Origin of the sequence: Fictibacillus nanhaiensis (assembly GCF_023715445.1) — a bacterium.
GTDB classification, from domain to species: Bacteria; Bacillota; Bacilli; order Bacillales; family Fictibacillaceae; genus Fictibacillus; species Fictibacillus nanhaiensis_D.
On the sequence record NZ_JAMBOD010000002.1, the window covers coordinates 84,010 to 100,941 of the forward strand.

Sequence of the window (16,932 nt, forward strand, 5' to 3'; positions counted from 1 at the left end):
TCCAAAACGACATTTTCGGCAAATTTGTATTTGACTGGGGTCTGTCCCCCTATATATGTAAAAAAACGATAGACTTAACACAAAATATGGTATATAATTATTGCAAGATTTACCGATATAAAGGTGCAGAAGTGGTTATTATATTTGAGGGGGAATGGACCATGAGCCGAAGTAATGCTCTTGTCTTAACTACAGAGATAGACGCCATTCGCACGACCATGTATGAGGTAAGCAAAAAGGTAAGCAGTCTGACTGACCCGTTACTTGTTCAGCTAAGTCAGATTCTTGATGAGAAGCTAAATAAACTTGATCAAATTAAAGATTGCGCGTAAAAAGATAAATAATTTAACCAACCATTTAACCGGGTCCATCTGCATTGATAGGAAGCCGGTTTTTTATTATATACTAGACTTAATCTATGCTCCTTAAATCTACTTAAACTCTTCCCCCGTCATCACACTCATAAAGTCATTAAAAAAATAGTGATAGTCAAAATCGAATGCGATCCGGTGCTTTTTTTCTTGTTCGCCAAACTGTATATACGGCCTGATATCTGCTATGCTTTGTCCTCTCGCAATCATTTCATCCCTAAGTACGATATGTACGGGCAGCGTTTTGAAAGTAAACATATCTTCACGAATACTTGCTATCAACGTAACCGCATCATGGACTGGACTTCCTTGAATGTTGGGGTTGTTATTTTTATAGAAGTTAAAATAGTAATCAAGCAAAGGCTTTATAAGCGGTGCTTTGCCTTTATAGTCAATATAATTTACCATTTCTGGTGTTACGATGGCCCGGTCCGTCACATTCAAAGGAATGATCGTAACGTTAGTAGCATACGTTAGAACCACTCTTACAGCAATCGGATCTCCATGAAAATTCGCCTCAGATACCGCAGTGACGTTCCCTGGTACCGAGAAAGCACCGCCCATAATATAGTAAGCTTTTACTTTTTTCATCAAGGATTGAAATAAAATAAACATCGTCGCAAGAGAAGTAAGTCTTCCAATATTTACGATGATCAGTTCATTTTCATATTTTTTAATCAAATTTACGATTTCAAAAAAATTTTCAATAACACCTTCGTATACACCTGGTTCAATGGGACCTAACCCGTATTCTCCATGTACTTCAGGATAAAAGGTGGGCTGCTCACCTGTCATCGGCACTTCAGCACCACCAATTATTTTTACTTCTTTAGGAAAGTTGAACATTTTAGCAATATAATGCACATTGGCAATCGTCTTCTCTCTGGAAACATTACCATAGTCTGAAACAACACCAACAATATCGATTTCATCGTTTAAATAAGCATAAGTCAACGCAATCGTGTCATCAATTCCAACATCCCCAAAGATCAAGACCTTTTGCCCCATAATAAATACCCCTTTTAGGTTTTTCTTTTATCCTATTAAGAGGCAGTTTGTCTTATGAAATTGTTAATAAAAACTATTCTAAAAATCTATTTTTTAGTTGTGGGGTCGGAATCATGCAGCTGTCTCTTTTCCCAAACCATCTGTAACGGTTTCTGGCTACTTTTTTATAAAAGAAATCTCGGATCGACTTAGGTACGACGAACAAGATTCTTCCTAAGCTGTAAGGAAAACTTAAAAACTGCGTTATTTTCAGTATCGCATCAGATTGGGTATAAACCTGACCACTTTTAATTAAAATTACGGAGTTGGTCTGGATCGGGTTAATATTATACTCTGCAAGCCGCCTCTTTCCTGCTTCCGACTGGATAGCGGCGAACGTAAGGTGCTGGTTCTTCTCATGTTTTAGTATAAATTGCACACTCGAATTACAGAGGTTGCATACTCCATCAAAAAGAAGAACAGCCTCATTGTTCTGACGATATTCTTGCATCTCCATCCCTCCAGTCTTTCTTTTTACAGCTAATACTATTTTACTTTTAATCTTCCCTTAAACAAAATAATAGATTTCTTGTTATCCAAAAAATTTACATTCCACCATAATATAGTAGTATAATCAACTGGTAGATAAGGAAAGGTGAAGATGAATGAAGAATAAAGCGTTGAAAAAAGAAGCAAGGCAGCAATTAAAAGGACAATGGGGCCGGGCAGCGTTATTTACCCTGCTTTTTGCTTCCATCTATTATTTAATCCCTATGATTATTGAAATCAATCTAAGCGGTGGTTTTGAAGCTTGGATTAACTCAACTGATACTGCTAATGGTGCAACAGCAAGTACGTTCGTCATCACACTCGTGCTGCTGCCTTTATATATCGGATATCTATGGACGTTCTTATCCGTAGTTCGGACAGGTGAACAAATTAAGTTTTCTGGCCTGGTTCAAGGATTCTCAGAGATCAGCATGTATCTAAAAATTCTTGGAACGTATCTCGTCATGATGGTTTATATGTTTTTGTGGTTCCTTCTTTTTATTATTCCAGGAATTATAAAGGCTTTCGCTTATTCGCAAACGTATTTTGTGTTAAAAGATAACCCAGGAATCGGAATTAATGCAGCCATCAAAAAAAGCCGTACGCTGATGCACGGGTATAAGTGGAAATTCTTTGTCCTTCAGCTGAGCTTTATCGGATGGGGATTCCTTAGTTTACTTACACTTGGTATCGGATTACTCTGGTTAGCTCCTTACATGAGCGCGTCATATGCTGCTTTTTATAACGAGTTAGTAAAGCAGCAGAAAACCGAAGAACTTGCTTAAAACTTAGCACGCTTTTGAAAGAAAACTACATGATGTGTGAAGACACCCCCGAAATTGTCCATTTGAGATGGACAATTTCGGGGTTTTTGTATTTGTTTGGGGTCAGACCCCATTTCCCTAAATATTTCCCACAGCTAGGACATATCTATCAGTATGAAGACAAGACATCTAAGGGGTGGCATTATGGATCAGCTTACGTTAATTGTCGTCGGGGTCATTGGGTTTCTCATTTTTCTTGGTATTGTTGGATATACACAAACGGCATACCATTTTCGAAAATGGAGCAAGGAGCTGCAGCAGCTTGAGACAAATACAGATCAGCAGCCCTACTCACACTGGATTCAGCGTGTTACAACAGACTACAAGCAATTTCATCTTGCTGGGGTTCCTCAGCTGAACACCCAGGCGCTCATTGAGAAACATCTTTATAACGAGCGGATTTCGCTCCTTGGCATTTTCCGGGTTCCGGTCGGGAACATTCAAAAACTGCTGAGCCAGCTTCCGTCTTTCACCATCATCCTTGGTGTACTCGGAACGTTCATTGGACTTACGCTTTCACTTTTAGCGATGCAAGATACGTTAATGACACTCGGAACCCAGCCGGCTGATTCGAACCTTACACTGAACTCCATCATCTCTTCACTTACTGCACCGTTCGAAGGTATGAGTGTTGCCTTTTTTACAAGTATCGCCGGGATTGGGGCTGCGCTTTTCCTCAACCTGATTCAGTCAGGCTTTTTTTCACAAGGTACTTCCCTATCCTATATGCAAAACAAGCTTTTAGCTGATTGTGAGGTCTACCTCGATCACAATATTAACAGTGTGCTTATTAACGATAAGCCTCAGGATTCCGTTGAACGGCTGCTTGACAGGCTTGCTTCGAGAGTTGAATCTTCATTCGATAAAACACTTGGAGAATTTGCTTCTCAGATGGTGAATTTTACAGCCGGTCTGCAAAAAGCGATGGAGGATGTGAACGGCATTTTTGAAGCGCAGCGACAGCATTCAGAGCGTTTTGCCGCTTCCACCACACAGCTCGATGAGTTCGGCCAGCGCTTTAACGAAACAACAAAAGAACTAGGCACGATTCAAAAAACAGTCGATACGAGCATTAACGCGCTTGCCAAGAACATTTCTTCATTTGAGCAACAGCTAAAAACAAGCAACGACCGCCATACGCAAGGTCAGCAAAAGTTTGAGCAGCTCATTCAGCGTTCCGATAAAATGCTGCAGGAAGCTCAGCGGCGATCTGAAGAACACGCACAACAGATGCTTCGCGGCATGCAGGAACAGCTTCAGCATTATCAAAATCAGCATGATGCTCTCGAGAACCGTCTTGCTCAAAAACAGGATGAATGGCATTATCGTTATGCTGAAAAACAAGGCGAATACGGCAGAGCATCAGCCGATTTCGCTTCGAGTGTTGGGCAGCTTGAGAAAAGTTTTTATTCTGCAGTTGAGCACATAAAAAGAGATTTTACCGATCAAGTCCGCAACATCATGGATAGCCAAAGCCGTCAGCTAGCGTCTATCCTAAATAACTCGCAAAACCAGAACAGCCGGGATGACGAAATGCGTGAACTCGCTCGTACCCTGGAAAACTTGCACCACGGATTAACTCGCAGCATCACGGACAACAACCGAACACTTTCTGACATGTACCACCTCATGCAGCGAATCTACCAAACTGCCATGAATCAATCAAACCAGGTTGTCTATGAAACTCGAAACCCTCGCCAGCCTGAATACGTTGATGATGAACGGATGCCTGAGATCTCATCGCCCAGTTTTAGGAGACGGTGACCGTTATGAAGGCGCGTAAATCCTACTACAACAGTGAAGATCAAGAAACAAAAGAAATTTTCTGGCCGAGTTTCACCGATATGATGGCCATGATGGTGCTTGTGATGGTTTTTATCGCTATCCTTGCCTATGTGCAGAGCATCTATAACGCGTACGACCAGGCTCAGATCAAGCGTGAACTCGGTCAAGTGGCAGAGGTAAAAAAACACATCTCCGACCTGATTCAAAAACAACTTGAAGAAAACGTCGGTAAAGATAAAATCATCCGGGGTCCGAACAACACGATTTCAGTTGAAGGAAACATCCTTTTTGAAACGGGAAGTGCTGAAATCTCGGAAAAAGGAAAGCAAGTTCTTGATCCGTTAGCCGATGCGCTTGCTGCAATTATCGAGGAAAAAGATATGAGCCAATATTTGTACATCATTTTAATAGAGGGCCACACCGACTCAGTTCCTTACGCTAACTGGTCACTATCTACACAGCGTGCGGTTGCCGTTGTCGATTATCTCGGAAAAGCGAATCCAAAGCTCGCGAAAAAAGAGTACGCCCAATACTTGGCAGCAACAGGCTACAGCGAGTATAAGCCGATTGCAGAAGGCAATTCCGCCGATGCACTCCAAAAAAACCGCCGTATTTCGTTTCAAATCATACTGGATGACGAAAAGTGGCAGAGCAAGCTGAAGGAAATTGTAGAGCAATAAATACAAAAAGCATCGGTTCAACGCCGATGCTTTCTTCTTTATTTCTTCTTTTATTTCTTTTTAAGGGGAATCCAAATCTCACTTTTAAACGTTGGTGAACTCGTATCTTTATGTTCATTCCACAACATTTCCGGTCCTTTCGTCTGTTCATAACTTGACGATGGAAACCACTCAGAGTAAATGCGTCCCCATATATTCTGCAGCGTATCTGGAAAAGGCCCAACCGCTTCAAAAACAGCCCACGTTGACGCTAACACATTAAGCTTCGCCAAGTGCTCCGGACACTCCTCCGTTGTCGCTACCCCAATATAATGATCCAGTTCACTGTTTTCAGCAAGCCTCTCCGAAAAGTTAGTAGACGCACTTATGAGTCCACTTGGCTCAACATTCGATAAACTTTTTAACTCGTTAATCAGATCCATATTTAAACTCTGCCACATAGCAGCAATCTCAGGGTTTACTCCTTCATAAATGAGCGGAACTCTTTTCTTAATCCCCACAATGTGAAATGCTTCTTTTTCGACGATCCGATAATTCATTTCACTTCCTCCTTTTATTGATAACTGGAAGGCCATGCGTGGATAAGCTTTTAATGATTGATCATTTTTCCTGGCTTCTGATGGTGTCACGCCATGCAAACTTTGAAAAGCTCTCGTAAAAGAGTCTGGTGAATTGTAGCCATACTTAACCGCAATATCGATAATCCGTAATTTACTATCTCTAAGGTCAAACGCGGCCAGCGTCAATCGTCTTCGGCGGATGTACTCGGAAAGCGGTACACCAGCTAAAAACGAGAACATCCGTTTAAAATGATACTCCGAGCAATAAACCCGTCTCGCCACTTCTGCAAAATCAATCTCATCAGTAAGATTTTCTTCAATATAGTTCAATGCGTCATTCATTCTTTCAAGCGAATCCATGTTCACAACCTCCCTTCATCAATAGAATAGCAAGGGTGTTTCGCAACCATCCGACTTTCTATGCACAAGTATGAAGGATTTTCTAACTTTACACAAAAAAACAACCGCTGCTACGGGCAGCGGCTGTTCAAAAGTTACTATATAAAAGGGGGGGTAGTAATACTATTCCCCCCTCACATTTTTTTTATTCATCATTTTGCAAGATTGATAGATTTTTTTTGAACAACTTCTGTTTTTCCGTAATAACTGTGCAAAAACATGCCCAGCATGATGACGAGCACACCAGATAATGAAAGCAGTGTTGGGGCTGTGATGGATAATAGCCACATCTCGCCTATCAGCACGAATATGATTTCGGCCGATTGCGTCGCTTCAACTCCTGCTAGTTTAACAGGGTTGTTCGAACAAAGATCGGTTGCCTGAAAAAAGAGCACCGTCGCGATGACACCCGATGAGATCGCGACTAAAAAGCTCTGCCACAGCTGGTCGCTAGTCGGAGCACCGCCTTGGAACCAGCCGACTGCCGCTAGAACAATCCACCATGGGAGTGACGCGATCGTCATCCCGAATGCCCGTTGAAACGCATCGAGCCGCTTGTTTGTAACAATCATCATTTTACGGTTGCCGAGCGGATACGCGATTGCTGCAATCAGAACAGGCAGTACGACATGCAGCCAGGCGGATTCGTTCACACCATCCGCTTCCTGAATTTGAACAAGTCCCACACCAGCTAAAATCAAAACCGAAAAGCCCAAGCCTTTAAACGGGATTTTTTGCCGTGATCTTTTGTCCTTACCTTCCCCTTCATAAAAAAACGGCACGAGAAGCGATCCCGCTACGATCGTGATCTGCCAGGTGGCGGCGACCAGCCATGCTTCTCCAAAACCAGCCGCATACGTGATCGGCGCATAAAACAGTACAAATCCGACAGAGCTCCATAGAAACCACACTCCAAATCGCGCCCTAAGTTCCTGAAATACGGGCTTTACGTTTCCACGCATCCATACGATGATCCACAGTAACGGAACCATGTAAAAAAAGCGAAGCGATGCACTCCAGTGCCAGCTTCCACCTGTTAAGTCCATCGACCGGTTCAATATGAATGTGACGCCAAAGAAAAAGGCGGCAGCAATACCAAGCAATATCGGTTTCATCCTGATGACCCCCACTTCACTAAAAAGTATTCACTTGTTTTGTCCATAATACCTGTTACAGACGTGCAACTTAAGTTGAAACAATTCTAACACAGTATACTTTAAAAATATTTATTTGAAAGACTAAAAAAAACTTGGCTGACTCCAAGCTTTTCCTAAACTTGTTTACTGCCTCATTTATCAATCAGTTAACAAGTCATGCTTTCTTAAAGTGAAAAAACGTCTGGAATTCTTTCTTCCAAACGTTTCCCTATTTAACCCAGCGGATTCTTCTCGATGGTCTTTTGTTTCATTACATCCAATGCCGCTTTCCCGTCTGTCGGATAGCCGTGGTGCTCGATCGGAATCAGCGAAAAGAATGCAAAGTAGAAGGAAAAATACACAAATTGATAAGTAAAGATGCTTGCTTTTAAGATTCCCATATGAATAAGACCGTTTACGATCAGCATGCTTAATATTGTAAAAAGCGGACCGCCCAGATAAACAGCGACCAAGTGCCTTCGTGTATGGTTTTTCAGATTTTCATATTCACACCAGCCATCCCAGAAATAAAGCTTTCGGATATGGCATGGACCTATCTTAAAGAGCCTGTTGCCGCTGCCGATATGGATGTGGACTTTCCCGCCCGTCACTTTGCCAAAAAAGAGATGACCTGCTTCGTGAATGAAGGTCACGATCGGTAATACAAGAAAAAAGGAAAAGAAAAACTTCCAAACATCCTCGAACCCAAACATGTACATCCCTCCTAATGCCTAGAATTTTCAAGTATACGGTATACTGTTTCCTATACGAGAAGCTTTCACACTAGGCTTTTGACCTGACTTTTTAACAGAAAAAGTAGGCAGAGGACAATAATTCCATGATCATTCCATTTTCTCTATGGCAATCGTTTTTTTATCCCGGGTAATCAAACTCCTAATAAGGGGGCGGGCTAATAAGTATTTAATGAGCCTCTGGTCTTTACGGTACGTTTTAATTACACGTTCGCTCAATAAGGGCGAGTTTTCGCTCAAACGATTGCTCGTTTCACTCAAACCTGGCCACGTTTCGCTCAAACGGCATAGAGTTCCACGCGAAAACCTCTCATTTTCGCTCAAAAAAGGAAATTCCTCCTGTAAATCACACATTAGAACCGTACAGATAAACAGAATTATAAAAGCTGACCGCAAAAGGGCATATTTCATGTCCTTGTGGGTCAGCCTCCTCTACAAATCAAGCTAAAAATACCGCTCCGTATCCAAGTGATCCGATAATCACAAATACTGGAGAAACCTTCACCTTCTCCATCAAGAAAAAACTTAACACTGCCAAGAACAGAGTATGCATCCAGCCAACACCTGTAAAGGACTCGAAAAAGAACTGGTACGCCATGATTCCGAGAAGTACGGCGATTGTTGGTTTTACATACGTGCTCATGTTCTTTACTCTTGGGGAATCTTTAAATTTATAAACGAGTCCGAGGAAGGCTACCATCAATAAAAGGGAGGGGGCAACGGTAGCAAAGACACCTACAAATGCTCCGATCCAGCCGCCTTCCTGAAACCCGATATAGCCTGCCATTTTCGTAGCGATCGGTCCCGGAAGAGCATTACCAAGTGCCAGTACTTCTGTAAATTCGCTCACAGAAAGCCACTCATACCGATCTACAACCTCATTCTCAATCAAAGGGATAGAAGCTGGACCGCCGCCATAGCCTAGGATGCCTGGTATAAAAAACGCGAGAAAGATGTGCCAGTATGTCATCCTGTTTTTTCTCCTTCCCGCACATGTACGATATTTTTCTTCTTTTCCTTAACCGGACCGAATAAAGCGTATGCGAGTAATAATCCGATCACGATGCCTGGATGCACGCCAAGAAACTGCAAAAGCAAGACACCGGCAAATATGTGGATAAGACTGATCTTTAGGCCGAGGCTCTTTTTCGAACTATCATAGAACTGCCATGTTAAAACGGCAAGCATCACGGCAACTACCGGTATAACCCCTTTTGTCATCCCTTGAACCCATGGCTGATCTTTAAATTCCCTTAACGACGTCAGCAATAGGATCATGAGAATAATCGTTGGGAGAATGGTAGCCAGAAGAGCGATCGCGAGTCCAAGATACCCAGCCACACGATAGCCGATATAGCCTGCCATCTTGGTTGCGATTGGTCCTGGGAGTGTGTTTCCGAGTGCCAAGACATCTCCGAACTCTTCATCGTTCATCCATTTGTACTTTCCGACTACTTCTTTATGGACTAAGGGAATAGAAGAAGGTCCTCCCCCATATCCAAGCATGCCCGACCGGAAAAAGGCAAGAAACAAATTGAGGTAAGTCATGTTATCAAGTCCTTTATTCTAGGTTGGTTTTGTTGGTCTTTTTACCAGGCAGCAATAGTGCCATCTGTTCTTCCTTCTGTTCCTCCCGCGAGCACGCCTGTTTCTGGATCTCTCCATATGATCTGTCCGCGGCCGAAGTTCCCCGAATCTAACGCAACCTGCACATCGTGCCCCCTTCTCGCCAATTCATCTGCAATATGAGCAGGTAATGAACGTTCAACCAGTACTTTTTTGTCTTCCATCCACTGCCAGCGCGGTGCATCCAGAGCAGATTGCGGATTTAGATGAAAATCAACCGTGTTCATCACGACCTGTACGTGGCCTTGAGGCTGCATATATCCACCCATCACACCAAACGGACCGACTGCTTCTCCGTCTTTTGTTAAGAACCCTGGAATGATCGTATGATACGTTTTTTTACCAGGTTCGAGTGCGTTATCGTGATCAGGGTCTAATGAAAAATCATGGCCTCTGTTCTGCAGTCCGATGCCAGTGCCAGGAACAACTACGCCTGATCCGAAGCCCATGTAATTGCTCTGAATAAATGAGACCATGTTTCCTTCGTCATCAGCTGTTGCTAAATAGACGGTTCCTCCGCTTGGCGGAATACCAGGTTCAGGCTGGAGTGCTTCCGCTTCGATCAGCTCTCTTCTTTTCTCTGCATACGCTTCAGACAATAATCCTTCTACCGTAACGCTCATTCTTGACCTGTCTGTTACATATTTTTTTGCATCCGCAAAGGCCAGTTTGATGGCTTCAATTTGTTTATGATACGTTTCGGCTGATTCTTTTTCAGTAAAATCAAAACCTTTTAACGTGTTCAGTGCCATGAGCGCTACGATCCCTTGCCCGTTCGGCGGAATTTCCCAAACATCATATCCCCTGTAGTTCACCTTGATCGGTTCTACCCACTCTGGATAAAACGAAGCTAGATCTTCACTTCGTAAAAAACCGCCTTGCGATTCTGAAGCTTCGCCAATCTTTTGTGCGAGCGCTCCTCTGTAAAATGACTCTGCATTTGTTTCTGCAATATCCCGCAATGTTTGGGCATGGTCAGGAGAACGCCAAACTTCACCAACCTCAGGAGCACGGCCGTCAGGCGCAAAGGTTTGGAACCAGCTCTCAAACGCTGTACCCTTTAACTCCCTCTTGTATGTTTCATAGGCTCTTTTCCAGTACTTTCCGAGAATGGGTGTCAGAGGGTAGCCATCCTCTGCATACGAGATCGCTGGCTGCAATACTTCTTTTAACGAAAGCTTGCCAAAACGGCTAGAGAGCTCTGCCCATGCTGCCGGAGCTCCGGGTACCGTAACAGGCAGCCAGCCAAATTTCGGCATCTTATCATGTCCAGCCTTCTTAACTTCCTCGATGGATATTCCTTTTGGGGCCGGACCGCTTGCATTCAATCCGTGGAGTTTACCTTTCGTCCAAACGAGCGCAAAAGCATCCCCCCCGATTCCGTTTGAAGTCGGTTCTACAACGGTCAGACAGGCCGCGGTCGCAATCGCTGCATCAACCGCGTTCCCGCCCTTTTTTAAAATATCGAGACCTGCTTGTGCTGCAAGCGGCTGGGAGGTTGCGACCATGCCTTTTTTGGCGTAAACGGTCATCCTCTGAGAAGAATACGGATTATTTAGTGCATTGTACGTTATACTCTGTTTTTTATGCGGTATCGTTTGATTCATCTTCTTCACCTCTCATGACAGGCGATAAAATGGCCGTCATCCATTTGACGCCACGCCGGTTTTTCTGTTGTGCAATGATCTTTCGCTATAGGACAACGCGTATGAAACGGACATCCTGTCGGCGGATTGGATGGACTCGGCAGATCTCCGGTTAAACGGATCCGTTCTCTTTTTCGGCCGACAGCTGGTCTTGGGATGGCAGATAATAAGGCTTCTGTGTAAGGATGGGTCGGATTTTCGTATAACTTGTTTACAGGCGCGAGTTCGACCATCTGTCCTAAATACATAACGAGCACTCGGTTACATAGGTGACGGACGACTCCTAAATCATGCGATACGAATAAATAGGTCAATGCGTGCTTTTCCTGAAGATCTTTTAATAGTTTAATAACCTGTGCTTGTACCGAAACATCAAGGGCTGAAACCGGTTCATCACATACGATAAATGACGGATTGATCGAGATCGCACGGGCGATACCGATCCGCTGGCGCTGACCGCCGCTGAACTCATGCGGATAACGCTCATAATGATCTTCTTTTAGACCTACTTCGTTTAAAAGCTTGATCACTTTCTCTCTTCTTTTCTCTGCCGGGAGATTTGTATGAATAATAAATGCTTCCTCTAAAGCATCGCCGATCCGCTGTTTTGGATTAAGAGAAGCATAAGGATCTTGAAAGATCATCTGCATCTCTTTTTTGAACGGTTTTAACTGGCGAGGTGAGTACTTACTGATGTTATTCCCGTTAAAGACAAGTTCTCCTTCTGTCAGAGATTCAAGTCCTAATATGGTTCTTCCTAATGTCGATTTTCCACACCCAGACTCACCGACGACACCAAGTGTTTCCCCTCTATAAATATCAAGGGTAATTCCATCAACTGCTTTCACATGGCTTTTTACCCGCTGAAGCATGCCGCCTTTTATGGGATAATGCTTCTTTACGTTTTTTACGCTATAGAGAACTTGCTCGTCTACCGCCATTCTGCTCTACCTCCTCCTGCAGCCAGCATCGTACGTTCTGTTTATCTGTTACTGAAAAAGTCTTCGGTGATTCACTGAAACATTTATCAAACGCATATGGACAACGCGGATGAAAACGGCACCCGCTGATCTTCTCATTCAACATCGGCATAGATCCCGCAATTGGTTTCAGTTCAAAATCAGGATCATCTACGTTTGGTACAGAAGATAAGAGTCCTTTTGTGTATGGATGCTGCGGATTTTCAAATATTTCCTCTACCCGTCCTTCTTCAATCACCTCTCCGGCATACATGACGATGACACGGTCGGCGATCTCAGCAACAACGCCCATGTCATGCGTGATCATGATCATGCTCATGTCTAATTGTTCTTTCAAATCGTTCAACAAATCGATTATCTGAGCCTGTATCGTTACATCGAGGGCGGTTGTTGGTTCGTCTGCAATTAACAGGGAAGGATTACAGGATAAAGCGATCGCGATCATCACCCGCTGTCTCATCCCGCCGCTTAACTCGTGAGGATACTGGTTCATCCGTTCTGCTGGCGACGGAATTCCTACCATCTTCAACAGCTCGATCCCTCTTGCATGTGCTTGTTTCTTTGATAGTTTCTGATGGATCAACAATGGTTCACGAATTTGAAAACCAATTGTAAATACTGGATTTAAGGCTGTCATGGGTTCCTGAAAAATCATAGAAACATCGTTTCCGCGCAGCTTCTGCATTTTTTTTGGAGACATGGAAGCTAGGTTCTGATCGTTGAACGTGATGGAGCCATCTGTTATCAATCCATTTGAAGGCAGAAGCCCCATGATGGAAAGGGCTGTGATACTTTTACCACAGCCTGATTCTCCAACGATGCAGAGCGTTTCTCCTTTTTTTACCGAAAAAGAGGCGCCGCGGACAGCCGGCAAAAGACCATCCGCTGACTTAAATTTTGTCACTAGATTTGTCACTTCTAAAACAGTATCTTTCATCGTTATCCCTACTCTCTATGAACGCCGTATAGTGACCACTGTCCTGTAGGTTCCATCTCAAAGCCCTTAACGGATTTATCGTAAGCAGCTGAAGCAATACCGTGATAGATCGGCAGTACTGGGAGCTGTGTCATCACATACTCATCCGCATTTGCTAGAATGTCCAGACGCTGTTCCTGATCAACAACCGATCGGGACTGATCGATCAGCTTGTCGAGTTCAGCATCCTTATAACGGCTTAAGTTTGTTGCATCAATGTTTGCCGAGTGAAGGCGCGGGAACAACAATTCACTTCCGTCACCTGTCACGTTCGACCAACCGGCAATGGTGATATCAAAGTCACCTGTTTTGGATACATCCAGATATGTGCCCCATTCAAGTGTTTCGATCTTGGCTGGGATACCGACTTCTTTTAATTGTGCTTGAATCACTTCTCCCATGTTCATGTATGATGCTGTATTTGCCACAAGCAGCTTGATTTCTTTTTTATCAAATCCGTTCGCCTTAACAAGTTCTTTTGCTTTTTCTTGATCAAATTTAGGTCCTTTATCGTCTTTCGGATGTCCAAATACTTCTGGACCAATGAATGAGTTGGAATAGACACCTAATCCGTTCAACTTTTTCAGATAGCCTTCTCGGTTGATGGCATGAGATACAGCTTGTCTGAACTTAAGGTCGTTCATTGGCGCTTTTTCCATGTTGAATGCCAGGTAATAAACCGGTGTTCCATCTACTTTTTGTGTTTCAACGTTCTTGATTTTTTCTAGTCGCGGCATAAGTTCAGGTGCTAACGCATCAATCAACTGAACCTTTCCCGTCTGAAGCATAGAGATGGCAGTTGATACTTCTGGAACAACTGTGAACGTAATCTTCTCCAGCTTAGCTGGCTTTTGCCAGTAATCTTCATTTTTTACAAGGACAATGTCATCACCATTCACTTTTTCTGAGAACTTAAATGGTCCTGTTCCAACAGGGTCCTTCATAAGATCTTGTTTTTTGTCGGCTGTCGGCGAAACGATGGCAGCATTTGAGTGCGTTAAAGCAGCAAGCATCGGACCATACGGCTTTTCTGTTTTTAAAACGACTGTATGCTCGTCCTGAACCTCAATGGATGAGACAGGTGCTAACAGCGATGCACGCGGTGCAGCTGTTGCAGGATCTTTTAGCTTATCAAACGTATATTTAACGGATTCTGCATGAAAAGGTGTTCCATCATGGAACTTTATATCTTTCTTTAATTTGATCACCCACGTATTTTCATCAGGATTTTCATAGGATTCTGCAAGGTGAGGAACAATTTCACCTTTGCTGTTGCGGACAAAGAGCGTTTCATAGATCTGTTCAATAACAGTGGATGATACAGAATCATTTGTGAGAATCGGAGAAAGTCCTACAACTTTCGAAGTTGTTGCATAGGTTAGCTCTTGTTTAGCATCACCAGAACTTCCACCTGATGAAGAATTGCTGCTGCAACCTGCTAAAGCCAAAGACAACACAAAAAGTACCGTTAGCAAACTAGTAAACCACTTTTTTTCCATTTGAAATCTCCCCCTTTTATTTATCCAAACTCATTCCTTGATCTAAAGCGTCGCGAAGAGCGTCGCCCACAACATTAAACGCAAATACAACGAGCATGATCGCTATACCCGGAACGACGATCATATGAGGCGATGTCCACATATACTCCTGACCTGCAGCGATCATTGCTCCCCATTCAGGAGTTGGCGGCTGTGCCCCTAATCCTAGGAAACTTAAAGAGGCGGTTGATAGGATCGCTGTTGCCATCCGCATTGTGGCAAAGACGATAATAGGCGCTGCACAGTTTGGCAGTACATGCTTGAACATGATTCGAAGATCGCTCGCTCCAAGAGATTTCATGGCCATGATGTACTCTTGTTTTTTGATTGAGAGTACACTTCCTCTTACGATCCTTGCGCAGGTTGGAATGGACCAAATACTGATCGCGATCACGACATTTACAAGGCTTGTTCCTAAAATGGCGATGATTAACATAGCTAATAGAATGCCAGGGAACGCAAACATTAAATCTACAAATCTCATAATGATACCGTCTAATCTTCTGTAATAACCAGATAGCAGACCAAGGATTACGCCGCCAACTAAACCTAGGCTGACCGCGCCTATCCCGACTAGCAACGAGATTCTTGCCCCGTATACGATTCTGCTCCAAATATCTCGTCCATAATTATCGGTCCCTAGTACATGGCCTTCTGTACCAATCGGCAGTTCACTTAGTTCCAGGTTCTGCTTGTTTGGATCAACTCCAACGATTATGGGCGCCGCAAGAGCCATAAATAGTTGTAAGGCGATGATCGTTAAGCCAACAATCGCCATTTTATTTCTGATCAATCGTTTCCATGTTTTTAACAGTGCAACTTCTTTCTTTTTCTTATGTGCAGGCAATTGCTGTGTAGCCACTTCTGCTGCCATGTTATCCCCCCTTCTCGTTTATTCGTAACTGATTCTTGGGTCGATAAACGCATATACGATATCAACAATAAGGTTTACTAAAACGAACAGTGTAGCGACAAGAAGAACCGAACCTTGTACCATCGGAAAGTCACGAGCGGCGATCGATTCAATCATGAGCCTCCCTACTCCATTAATGGCAAAAACAGATTCTGTAATGATTGTGCCTCCGAGCAGGAAACCAAAATTCAAGCCAATAACCGTAATGACTGGTATCATGGCGTTTCTCAAACAGTGCATCATAATGACTGATTTTTCACGAACGCCTTTTGCTCTGGCTGTTCTCACATAATCAGCCCGGATGACTTCGAGCATTGCGGACCGGCTCATTCGAGCGATCATCGCAGCTGATCCCGTACCAAGTGTGATGGCTGGGAGTGCAAGCTGTTTCATCCCTTCTATGGTCCAGAACGGTTCGGTAAGTCCACCTACAGGAAACCATTGAAGATTAACGCCGAAAATAAGGATCAATATAGCTCCCAGCCAAAAGTTAGGTATGGATATCCCTCCTAACGCGATGACAGTGCTCAATCCGTCAAACCACGTGTTATGTTTTAACGCAGATATAATTCCTGTTGTTACACCGATTACGATTGCAACCATAATACTTGCGATGGCTAGATTCAGTGTGTTTGGAAAACGATTGATGATTGCTTCTGACACAGCTTGTTTGGTTTGATAAGAGAATCCTAAGTCACCTGTAAAGATGCCTCTTAAGTAATCAAAATACTGGGTAAGCAATGGTTCGTTTAAACCAAGGTTTTCTCTTATTGCTTCTACATCTTCCTGGGTTGCGGTTGGTCCGCCTATAATACTTGCAGGATCTCCCGGTGCAATGTGCATGCTCATAAAAACGATAAATGAAATACCTATTAATAAAAGCACGAGCTGGAAAACGCGCCTTACAATTAAACCTGCCACTTCCTCTTCACCTCTCCCCTTTTATTAACTTTTCGATTATATAACGTTCATTTACACTCCGTTTGTTAACCGAAAATAAGTTTTAAATTAACAAACGGTTTTAATATTGTTTCTGATTATAAAATAAATTCAGACTATTTTCTACACAATTTGATAAACAAAATAAATTCAGTACTATATTCTTACATTTTTTGATATGAGGAGTGGAATTTGTCCTAGGCGGCTGATTGTGGTAGTTATTTTTTCTTATGAGAGAGGAAAAAGGTGTTGGAAACGAGATTGGTAGAGT

At 43.2% G+C, this 16,932-nt stretch carries 17 protein-coding genes; 4 read left to right on the top strand and 13 right to left on the bottom strand.

Annotation, left to right across the window (positions count from 1 at the left end; genetic code table 11):
* Window positions 1-161 precede the first annotated feature (161 nt).
* Window positions 162-332, top strand: coding sequence for an aspartyl-phosphate phosphatase Spo0E family protein (locus M3196_RS08420; RefSeq protein ID WP_251321837.1), 171 nt, complete (start codon window positions 162-164; stop codon window positions 330-332).
* Window positions 333-431: 99 nt separating this feature from the next.
* On the opposite strand, the gene M3196_RS08425 is transcribed toward M3196_RS08420, so the two are convergent.
* Window positions 432-1,379 carry a nucleoside hydrolase gene (locus M3196_RS08425; protein ID WP_251321838.1) on the bottom strand — a complete coding sequence of 316 codons (948 nt, stop codon included), beginning with the start codon at window positions 1,377-1,379 and terminating at the stop codon, window positions 432-434.
* Window positions 1,380-1,452: 73 nt separating this feature from the next.
* Window positions 1,453-1,869: a thiol-disulfide oxidoreductase DCC family protein gene (locus M3196_RS08430; RefSeq protein WP_251321839.1), complete on the bottom strand. Its 417-nt coding sequence runs from the start codon at window positions 1,867-1,869 to the stop codon at window positions 1,453-1,455.
* A gap of 154 nt (window positions 1,870-2,023) precedes the next feature.
* Here M3196_RS08430 and M3196_RS08435 point away from each other — a divergent pair, with 154 nt between their 5' ends.
* The 3 genes from M3196_RS08435 to M3196_RS08445 all read left to right on the top strand — a co-directional run bounded on the left by M3196_RS08435 (window position 2,024) and on the right by M3196_RS08445 (window position 5,196).
* Window positions 2,024-2,692, top strand: coding sequence for a DUF975 family protein (locus M3196_RS08435; RefSeq protein ID WP_251321840.1), 669 nt, complete (start codon window positions 2,024-2,026; stop codon window positions 2,690-2,692).
* Between the two features lie 183 nt (window positions 2,693-2,875).
* A complete protein-coding gene (locus tag M3196_RS08440; RefSeq protein WP_251321841.1) occupies window positions 2,876-4,495 on the top strand; it encodes a hypothetical protein in 1,620 nt (539 codons plus the stop codon).
* A 5-nt stretch (window positions 4,496-4,500) separates the two neighbouring features.
* The gene (locus M3196_RS08445; RefSeq protein ID WP_251321842.1) at window positions 4,501-5,196 is read left to right on the top strand and encodes an OmpA/MotB family protein; all 696 of its coding nucleotides are present in this window, start codon (window positions 4,501-4,503) and stop codon (window positions 5,194-5,196) included.
* Window positions 5,197-5,246: 50 nt separating this feature from the next.
* Here the strand turns inward: M3196_RS08445 and M3196_RS08450 are convergent, their stop codons facing one another.
* The 11 genes from M3196_RS08450 to nikB form a co-directional block, all read right to left on the bottom strand.
* On the bottom strand, window positions 5,247-6,116 hold the full coding sequence (locus tag M3196_RS08450; RefSeq protein ID WP_251321843.1) for an AraC family transcriptional regulator: 870 nt from the start codon (window positions 6,114-6,116) through the stop codon (window positions 5,247-5,249).
* Between the two features lie 191 nt (window positions 6,117-6,307).
* Window positions 6,308-7,270 carry a DMT family transporter gene (locus M3196_RS08455; RefSeq protein WP_251321844.1) on the bottom strand — a complete coding sequence of 321 codons (963 nt, stop codon included), beginning with the start codon at window positions 7,268-7,270 and terminating at the stop codon, window positions 6,308-6,310.
* Window positions 7,271-7,524: 254 nt separating this feature from the next.
* Complete coding sequence (locus M3196_RS08460) at window positions 7,525-8,004, bottom strand: hypothetical protein (protein WP_251321845.1); 480 nt, start codon at window positions 8,002-8,004, stop codon at window positions 7,525-7,527.
* A 478-nt stretch (window positions 8,005-8,482) separates the two neighbouring features.
* On the bottom strand, window positions 8,483-9,013 hold the full coding sequence (locus M3196_RS08465) for a chromate transporter (RefSeq protein WP_251321846.1): 531 nt from the start codon (window positions 9,011-9,013) through the stop codon (window positions 8,483-8,485).
* Window positions 9,010-9,591 (bottom strand): chromate transporter, encoded by a 582-nt coding sequence (locus M3196_RS08470; protein WP_251321847.1) that lies wholly within the window; start codon window positions 9,589-9,591, stop codon window positions 9,010-9,012. Before M3196_RS08470 ends, M3196_RS08465 begins: the two co-directional genes overlap by 4 nt.
* 41 nt (window positions 9,592-9,632) lie before the next feature.
* Window positions 9,633-11,276, bottom strand: coding sequence for a gamma-glutamyltransferase family protein (locus M3196_RS08475; RefSeq protein WP_251321848.1), 1,644 nt, complete (start codon window positions 11,274-11,276; stop codon window positions 9,633-9,635).
* Window positions 11,277-11,281: 5 nt separating this feature from the next.
* A complete protein-coding gene (locus tag M3196_RS08480; protein WP_251321849.1) occupies window positions 11,282-12,256 on the bottom strand; it encodes an ABC transporter ATP-binding protein in 975 nt (324 codons plus the stop codon).
* Window positions 12,228-13,232, bottom strand: a complete 1,005-nt coding sequence (locus M3196_RS08485) for an ABC transporter ATP-binding protein (protein WP_251321850.1) — start codon at window positions 13,230-13,232, stop codon at window positions 12,228-12,230. Before M3196_RS08485 ends, M3196_RS08480 begins: the two co-directional genes overlap by 29 nt.
* Before the next feature lie 8 nt (window positions 13,233-13,240).
* On the bottom strand, window positions 13,241-14,770 hold the full coding sequence (locus M3196_RS08490) for a glutathione ABC transporter substrate-binding protein (protein WP_251321851.1): 1,530 nt from the start codon (window positions 14,768-14,770) through the stop codon (window positions 13,241-13,243).
* Window positions 14,771-14,786: 16 nt separating this feature from the next.
* Window positions 14,787-15,683: an ABC transporter permease gene (locus M3196_RS08495; protein ID WP_251321852.1), complete on the bottom strand. Its 897-nt coding sequence runs from the start codon at window positions 15,681-15,683 to the stop codon at window positions 14,787-14,789.
* An 18-nt stretch (window positions 15,684-15,701) separates the two neighbouring features.
* Entirely contained in the window at window positions 15,702-16,643 is a 942-nt protein-coding gene (nikB, locus tag M3196_RS08500; RefSeq protein ID WP_251321853.1) for a nickel ABC transporter permease, read from the bottom strand.
* Window positions 16,644-16,932: the final 289 nt, after the last annotated feature.